A 7,748-nucleotide genomic window follows, 5' to 3' on the forward strand; every position below is an offset into this window, starting at 1 on the left:
GGGGACTCCTCCGAACGGCTTTTGAACCGTCGATCACCCTAAAGCATCCAATAGACATCGATGGTTCAAGCTTTCCCTGGCCCGGCTTGAGGGCCAGGGAAAAAAGTGAGGAGGATGTCCCCGGCCCTCCCCGACCGGGCAAAAACACTCAAGCAACGCGCCAGAACTGCTCGCGCCTTGACAGACCGCCGCATAAAAAATAGAAGCCCCCCATGAGTCAAACCCAACCCAAAAGTCAAAACATCGTCTGGCACCACGGCAAGCTGAGCCCCGAGCAGCGCGAGCTCAAGCTCGGGCAGAAGGGCGCCGTTGTCTGGTTCACCGGCCTTTCGGCCTCCGGCAAGTCGACCGTCGCCCGCGAGGTCGAGCTGGCGCTGATCGAGAACGGGGTCAACGCCTACGTCCTCGACGGCGACAACATTCGCCACGGCCTCAACTCCAACCTCGGCTTTTCGCCCGATGATCGGAAAGAAAACATCCGGCGCATCGGCGAAGTCGCCAAGCTGTTCTGCGAGGCCAACGTCGTGACCCTGACCGCCTTCATCTCGCCCTACAAGGCCGACCGGGATTTGGCGCGCAAGGTCGCGCCGGCCGGTCAATTTTTCGAGGTGTTCTGCGACGCCGGCCTGGATGTTTGCGAGCAACGCGATCCCAAGGGTCTCTACAAGAAGGCCCGGGCCGGCGAGATTCCCGAGTTTACCGGCATCTCGGCCCCCTACGAGGCGCCGGACAAGCCGGAGCTGGTGTTGAAGACCGGCAAGGAAAGCTTGGAGGAGAGCACCCGCCGGGTCTTGGATTTGCTGGCCGAGCGTGGGATTATCCAAATCGGATGAACAAAAACGCGGTCCATGAAGGCCTGATCGAGGAGCTGAAGGCGCTGGCGGAAGATCCCCAAGCCCTGCTGGGACAGGTTTTCCGCCGCTTCGGCGACCGCGCGGCCATCGTGACCAGCGGCCAGCTCACCGGCGTCGCGATGATCGACCTCGCGGTCAAGGCCGGGGTCAAGCCCCGGGTGGCCACCATCGACACCCTTCGGCTCTTTCCCGAAACCTACCAGCTGTTCGACGCCCTCGAGAAAAAATACTCCCTCAAGATCGAACGGGCTCAGCCCGATCCCCAAAAGCTGGCGGAGATGGTCCGCGAGAACGGCGAATACCTCTTCTTCGACAGCAAGCAGAAGCAGGAGTACTGCTGCCAAGTCCGCAAGGTCGAGCCCAATGAAAAGGTCTTGGACACGCTCGATGTCTGGTTCACCGGCCTTCGTTCCGACCAATCGAAGGCCCGGGCCGCCACCCAGCGATTCGAAATTCTTTCGCGCCCGGGCAAGAACCCGATCCTCAAGGTCGCGCCCTTGGTCGATTGGACCGAGGAGCGGCTCCGCCGCTATTGCGAGGAAAACCAAGTCCCGGTCCATAAGCTGCTTTTTTGGGAAAAGGACGGCTGGCGCTATGAATCGCTCGGCTGCATCCTCTGCACGACCCCGATCGGTCCCCACGAGCCGCGCCGGGCCGGCCGCTGGCGCTGGTTCAACGCCATTGAAGGCGATGACAAGGAATGCGGCCTCCACGTCGTCCATAAAGATGAGGTTTAGGTGAGCGAAGAGAGGACTTGGCTCCAAATCGCCGAAGGCTTGGCCGTCGAGGCCGCCGCCACGGTCATGACCTTCTTCCAAAAGACCCTTCAGACCAACCAAAAAGCCGATGCCTCGCCGGTCACCGAGGCCGACCTGGCCAGCGACCGCTTGCTCCGCGCCGGCCTCCGCAAGAATTTCCCGGGCCATGCCGTCCTCACCGAGGAAAACGGCTTGGACGGCGATTCGAAATCCGAGCATATCTGGCTCATCGACCCGCTCGACGGCACCAAGGCCTTCGCCAAGGGCATCGCCGGTTTTTGCGTGATGGTGGGGCTGCTGCGCCGGGGCCGGCCGCTCTTGGGCGTGGTGGTCGACCCGCTGGAAGGCCGGACCTACCGGGCCCTGCGCGGCGCCGGCGCCGAATTGAGCCAGGGCGGCGAGACGGTGAAGCTCAAGGTTTCGGGAAGAAGCGACTTCGCTAAGATGCCGCTGATCGTTTCGACCGGTTTCCCCGAGGCCCCGCTCCAAAAGATTGAAGCCAGCTTGGGCTCGCCGCTGCTCCCGCCGATCAACAGCGTCGGCATCAAGGTTGGTTTCCTGGTGCGCGGCGAGGCCGATCTCTATGTCAACCATCATCCGGTCAGCTACTGGGACACCGCCGCGCCGCTGCTCATCTTGGAAGAGGCCGGCGGCGTTTTCACCGACCTTGCCGGCCGGCCGCTGGATTATTCGATGACTCCGCCTTTCGGCCATGGCCGTAAGACCTTGGCCAGCAACGGCCGCCGCCACGCCGAGGTGGTCGAGCGGCTCAAGGGCTCCGGATTGGATTGATATGCGAATCGTCTCGCTCCTGCCCAGCGCCACCGAGATCGTCGCCGCGCTGGGTTTCCGCCGAGAGCTGGTCGGGCGTTCCCATGAGTGCGATTTTCCGCCCTGGGTCCAGGCCCTGCCGGTCCTGACCCATCCGGCCTTTGCGCCGGAAGGCGGCAGCTTGGCGATCGACCGCGAGGTCAAAGGCCTGGTCGAGCGCGGCCTTTCGATCTACCGGGTCGAAGCCGAGCGGCTCAAGTCGCTCAAGCCCGATTTCATCGTCACCCAGTCCCAATGCGAGGTTTGCGCGGTCAGCGAGAGCGAGCTCGAGAAGGCGCTCGGCGATTGGATCGGCGGAAGCGCCCGGATCGTTTCGCTCAAGCCCGATTCGCTGGCCGACGTTTGCAGCGACATCCGTCGCTGCGCCGAGGCCCTGGGCGTCGCCGATCGCGGTCAAAAGTTGGAGCATGGGCTGGCCGTTCGGATGGCCGAAATCGAACGGCGGGCGGCCGGTTTGACTAAGCCGAGCGTCGCCTGCCTCGAGTGGTTCGAGCCGCTCATGGCCGCGGGCAACTGGATGCCGGAGCTGGTGGCGATGGCCGGCGGCCGCAACCTCTTCGGTGAAGCCGGAAAACATTCGCCTTGGCTCCATTGGGAAGCCTTGGCCGAGCGGGATCCGGAAAGGATTTTGCTGATGCCTTGCGGCTATGACTTGGCCAAAGTCCGAGCCTCGCTGCCCGAGTTGGAGACGCATGCGGCTTGGAAGAATTTGCGCGCGGTGCGCGAGGGGCGGGTGTATCTCGTCGACGGCAATCAATACTTCAATCGGCCCGGACCGCGCTTGGCCGAGAGCTTGGAGATCCTCGCCGAGATCCTCCATCCCGCGGAGTTCAATTTTGGACATCGCGGGAAGGGCTGGGAAAGGATATCATCCCGCACGAAGTGAGGGGTCCCTGTGGAGCTTCTTGGCGCCAAGGGTCTCCGCAGGGATTCCTCGTCGCAAAGGCTTCTCGGAATGACAGCGTCAAGCCGCCTTAATTTCCGAAGTGCAGAAGGCGCAGCGGGTGGCTGCCAGGTCGATCTTCGACTTGCAGTAAGGGCAATCCTTGGTGGTCGCGGCCGCTTCCTGTTTTCGTCGCAGCTGATTGATCGCCTTGACCAGCAAGAACACCGCGATCGAGATGATCAGGAAGCTGATCAGCACGTTGATGAAGACCCCGACATTGACCGTGACCGCGCCGGCCTTCTTGGCGTCGGCCAGCGAAGGGTAGGGGCCCGGGACTTTCCCCGGCTGGAGCATGAAATAGAGATTGGTGAAGTCGACCTTCCCCAAGATCAAGCCGATCGGCGGCATGATGATGTCGTCGACCAGCGAAGTGACGATCTTGCCGAAGGCCGCGCCGATGACGACGCCCACCGCCAGGTCGATGGCGTTTCCCTTGGAGATGAATTCTTTGAATTCCTTCAACATCGGCCAAGGATCTTCTGGAGGCCCAAACTTGTCCAGAAATAAAAAGCCCCCCGGCGATTCGCCGGAGGGCTTTTAAAAGCATCCTTGGTCCAAGGATTAGAACTCGCAGCCGTAGGAGCCCATCGAAGCCTTGGCGGCATCCAGGGCTTGCTTGCAACCGGAAGCGAGAGCCGACTTGCCCTCGGGGGTGGCGGCGGCGCTCTTCCAGGAGGTGCGCAGCTTGTCGAAAGCGTCCTTCATCGGGGCGCGGGCCATTTCCGGGACCTTGTCGTTGACGCACTTCTCGTACTTGGCGATGTAATCATCGCACTCCGGCACGCCGATCGAATCCCCCGCCGGAGCGGTGGTGTCGGTGGTGGTCGTGGTGGTGGTAGTCGTGGTCTCCTCGGTCTTCTTGGTACAGGCACCCAGAACGAGGGCCGCCACAAAGAAAGCGGCGATCATCGAAGCGCTTTTTTTCACTTTCAGCCTCCTTGGCAAAGTTTGGGAACGTAATCGAACCCTGGCCCTTTTTACGCAAGCGGGCCCCGGGACGCAATCGTTAATTTGGGGTGACCGGGAACCCCGATTCTTTCGTATTGTCCAATAGCTTCATCTATTTTAGGGGTTCCTCTATGACCGTCGCGAAGCCGATCCTGCTCGTCGCCGTTCCCCAGCTCGGCGACCCCAATTTTTTTCACAGCGTGGTCTTAATTTTCCAGCATGATGCCCAAGGCGCCATGGGTCTCGCCATCAATCGGCCCACCCCTCTGACCCTGGGTGAATTCGCCCGCAGCCAGGAGTTGGTCTGTCGCGACAACTTGGCGGCCAAGCCGGTCTACCAGGGAGGGCCGGTGGAGCTGGAGCGGGGTTGGCTGCTCCACGCCGACGCCAGCGTGGCCGAGCGCCATGAAATTCTTCCCGATCTTTTCCTGAGCGCCGGCAGCGAGACCCTGCGCCTCCTGCTGCAGGAGGGGCGCGCCGATTTCCGTTTTTTGCTGGGTTACGCCGGCTGGGGCCCGGGCCAGCTCGAGGATGAGATGAAAGAGGGGGCTTGGATCACGGTCGATGCCGAAGCCCGTTACGTTTTGACCACTCCGGCGTCCCAAGCTTGGGACCGGATCCTGTTCGACTTGGGAATCGACCCGGCGAGCCTTGCCCTGGGCCGAGGGTTGCATTAATCGTAGGGGCACCCCTTGCGGGTGCCCGGGGCAAGGCGATTGCGATCGCCGCCGATTGGGCGACCGCAAGGGTCGCCCCTACAAAAAGGATCACTATGTTCCGAGGTAAAATCTGGCTGACGATCGGAATTTCCTGCGCCATCCTTGCCGTCGCTTTCGTTTCGCTGGCTTTTTACGTTTCGCACCGGCTGCGCGACGTCAAAGGGCCGCTGATCCGGGCCTTGCAGAGCCAGATCGACGGCGAGCTCAAAGTCGGCGAGGCCAAAGTGGTGATGTTCCCGGCCGGCCTCGACCTCAAGGACATCCAGCTCTACGCTCCCGGCGAGCAGGAGCCCTCGGCCAAGATCGAGGTCGCCGAGCTGCGCTTCAACCTCATTCCCCTGGTTCGCAAGAAGATCGAAGGCAAATTGAACGTGGTGAAGCCGGAGATCTTTCTTCGCCGGACCAAGGACGGCAATACCAACATGGAGCGGATCTTCGCCCCGCTCATCAGCGGCGAGTCCAGGGAGCGGGTCTCGGCCGTCGATCAATTGTGGTGGAAACGGCTGGCCATCGACCGGCTCCGGATTCGCGACGCCCGCTTTCTGGCAACTCGCGAAGGCAGCGAGGACAAGGTCGAGCTGAAGGATATCGACGTGTCGGCCGATCGCATTCGCTTCGACGGCTCGCGCGAGCCGGCCAAGATCAAGATTTCCTACAGCCTGCCTCAGGTCAGCAAGGAGCCGATGGAAATCTCGACCCGGATGCGCTTCGAGGAGGCGATCCAGGGGCTGAGGTTGGAAGAGGGGGCCCTGCTTTGGGGCGGCACCAAGATGGATTTCAGCGGTCCGGTCCTGCTCCCCGGCGAGAAGAACAAAGCGGTCGCTCTCGACCTGGCTTTCGCCGCGCCCGAGGTCGACCTCAAGCAATTCGGCGCCATGCTGGCCAAGCCGATTCCGGCCAGCGGCAAGGTGGCGATGAAGGGGACGGTCACCGGCAGCGCCTTCGAGCCGCAGCTCGACCTGACCTTGGATTCGCCGGCCTTGAACGTCGCCGGCAAATCGCTTTCCAATTTCCACGCCGAGCTTTCCAAGAAGGAGAAGCCGGTTTTGATCCGCAACACCTCCTTCGGCATTTACGGCGGGACCATCCAGCTCAGCGGCGAGGCCGTTCCCGGCCCGGTCGTCCCGGCCAAGCTCAACGTCGGGCTGCGTTCGCTCAGCATCGCGGCGGCTTCGGGCAAGCCGAGCCCGGCCAGCTTGAGCGGCGACCTCCAACTTTCCTCGCCCAACGTCTCCAATCCCAATTCATTCTCGGGCGGCGGCAAGATCTCGGCCGGACCTTTCCCGCTCCCGGTGGTCAACCTCCAAAACAAAGTGAAGGTGGCCCAGATCCTCTCGGCCGGAACCGCGGTCGGCCAGATGGTCAACGTCGGCATGCTCTCCTCCAGCGCCAACGTCATCGGCACCCAAGTCGACCGGGTGAACGCGGCGGTGCGGATCAACGGCAACAACGTCACGCTGGCGCCCTTCAGCCTGGGCAACGGCCATTTCAATGCCTCGGGCAACGCCACCATCGCCAATCAGCAATCGATCAACGGCGGCGGCACTTTCAACCTGACGCCCGGGGTCACCGCCCAGCTCATCACCGATGCCCGCCTCCGCCAGTCGATGACCGGCGGCAAAGGCGGCCTCTCGGTGCCCTTTTCGATCAGCGGTCCCTTGGCCGATCCCAACATCAGCGTCGACAACGGCTACATCCAAGGCTTGGTCGCCAAGGCCACCGCCGCCGGCCTCACCAATATGCTGGCCGGCGGAATCCGGCCCCAGGGCATGATCAACGAAGCTTTGAAGAACACGCCGCTCGGCGATTCCAAAAGCCCGCTGGGCCAAATCTTCGGCGGCGGCACCACCACCCAACAAGGCTCGACCGGTAAGACGACGAGCGGAAGCACCGGCACCACGACGACCCGCAAGCAGACCAGCACTCAGCAACAACAAACCACCACCCGCAAGAAGTCCGGGATCGAAGGATTCCTGTTCGGAAAATGAGTGGTCATCCTTCGCTTTGCTCAGGATGACCCTAAAGCCCCTTGCTACGAGAGGCTTGGCGCGCTAAGCCCCATCGCGATGCCCTTCCAACTCTTGCAAAAAGACGCGCAAACCAGAGCCCGGCTCGGCCGCTACGACACCGCCCACGGCAGCTTCGAGACGCCGGTCTTCATGCCGGTCGGGACCCAGGCGACAGTCAAGTCGATGCGGCCCGAGGAGCTGAAGGAGCTCGGCGCCTCGATCATCCTCGGCAACACCTACCATCTCTACCTGCGCCCGGGTCACCGCACCATCGAGGGCCTCGGCGGCCTCCACCGCTTCATGAACTGGCCCGGCCCCATCCTGACCGACAGCGGCGGTTATCAGGTTTTCTCGCTGGCCAAGATGTGCAAGCTCAAGCCCGAAGGCGTCCAATTCCAGTCGCATCTCGATGGCAGCAGTCATCTGCTCAGCCCCGAGCTGGCCATCGAGATCCAAGAGGCCTTGGGCAGCGACATCATGATGGTCTTGGACGAATGTCTGCCCTATCCCTCGGAGGAAAAAGTCGTCGCCGAATCGCTCCAGCTCACGGTCGATTGGGCCCAACGTTGCCGCCAAGGCCGGCGCCGTGAGGACAGCTCGCTTTTCGCCATCGTTCAGGGCGGGATCTATCCCGGTTTGAGAAAGGAATGCGCCGAGCGACTGCTCGAGCTGGAGGCGGGGAG

9 protein-coding genes are annotated in these 7,748 nt (G+C 62.5%); 7 read left to right on the top strand and 2 right to left on the bottom strand.

The features are described 5' to 3' along the window. Positions 1-212 precede the first annotated feature (212 nt). The 4 genes from cysC to VJR29_13525 are packed head-to-tail and all read left to right on the top strand — an operon-like array spanning position 213 to position 3,329. Positions 213-833 carry an adenylyl-sulfate kinase gene (gene cysC, locus VJR29_13510; GenBank protein ID HKY64423.1) on the top strand — a complete coding sequence of 207 codons (621 nt, stop codon included), beginning with the start codon at positions 213-215 and terminating at the stop codon, positions 831-833. After that, positions 830-1,591 (top strand): phosphoadenylyl-sulfate reductase, encoded by a 762-nt coding sequence (locus tag VJR29_13515; protein HKY64424.1) that lies wholly within the window; start codon positions 830-832, stop codon positions 1,589-1,591. The genes cysC and VJR29_13515 overlap by 4 nt, the downstream gene beginning before the upstream one ends. Then, positions 1,592-2,404: a 3'(2'),5'-bisphosphate nucleotidase CysQ gene (locus VJR29_13520; protein ID HKY64425.1), complete on the top strand. Its 813-nt coding sequence runs from the start codon at positions 1,592-1,594 to the stop codon at positions 2,402-2,404. 1 nt (position 2,405) lies between these two features. Next, positions 2,406-3,329 carry a cobalamin-binding protein gene (locus VJR29_13525; protein ID HKY64426.1) on the top strand — a complete coding sequence of 308 codons (924 nt, stop codon included), beginning with the start codon at positions 2,406-2,408 and terminating at the stop codon, positions 3,327-3,329. A gap of 78 nt (positions 3,330-3,407) precedes the next feature. On the opposite strand, the gene mscL is transcribed toward VJR29_13525, so the two are convergent. After that, entirely contained in the window at positions 3,408-3,854 is a 447-nt protein-coding gene (gene mscL / locus VJR29_13530; protein ID HKY64427.1) for a large-conductance mechanosensitive channel protein MscL, read from the bottom strand. Between the two features lie 96 nt (positions 3,855-3,950). Continuing rightward, on the bottom strand, positions 3,951-4,316 hold the full coding sequence (locus tag VJR29_13535; GenBank protein ID HKY64428.1) for a hypothetical protein: 366 nt from the start codon (positions 4,314-4,316) through the stop codon (positions 3,951-3,953). Positions 4,317-4,468: 152 nt separating this feature from the next. On the opposite strand from VJR29_13535, the gene VJR29_13540 reads away from it, so the two are divergent. The 3 genes from VJR29_13540 to VJR29_13550 form a co-directional block, all read left to right on the top strand. Further along, complete coding sequence (locus tag VJR29_13540; protein ID HKY64429.1) at positions 4,469-5,014, top strand: YqgE/AlgH family protein; 546 nt, start codon at positions 4,469-4,471, stop codon at positions 5,012-5,014. A 95-nt stretch (positions 5,015-5,109) separates the two neighbouring features. Continuing rightward, positions 5,110-7,044 (top strand): AsmA family protein, encoded by a 1,935-nt coding sequence (locus tag VJR29_13545; GenBank protein HKY64430.1) that lies wholly within the window; start codon positions 5,110-5,112, stop codon positions 7,042-7,044. Positions 7,045-7,122: 78 nt separating this feature from the next. Next, positions 7,123-7,748: tRNA guanosine(34) transglycosylase Tgt (locus VJR29_13550; protein HKY64431.1), on the top strand; the 626-nt coding region annotated here is incomplete at its 3' end.

Source organism: bacterium, assembly GCA_035281585.1.
Lineage (GTDB): Bacteria > UBA10199 > UBA10199 > DSSB01 > DSSB01 > DATEDP01.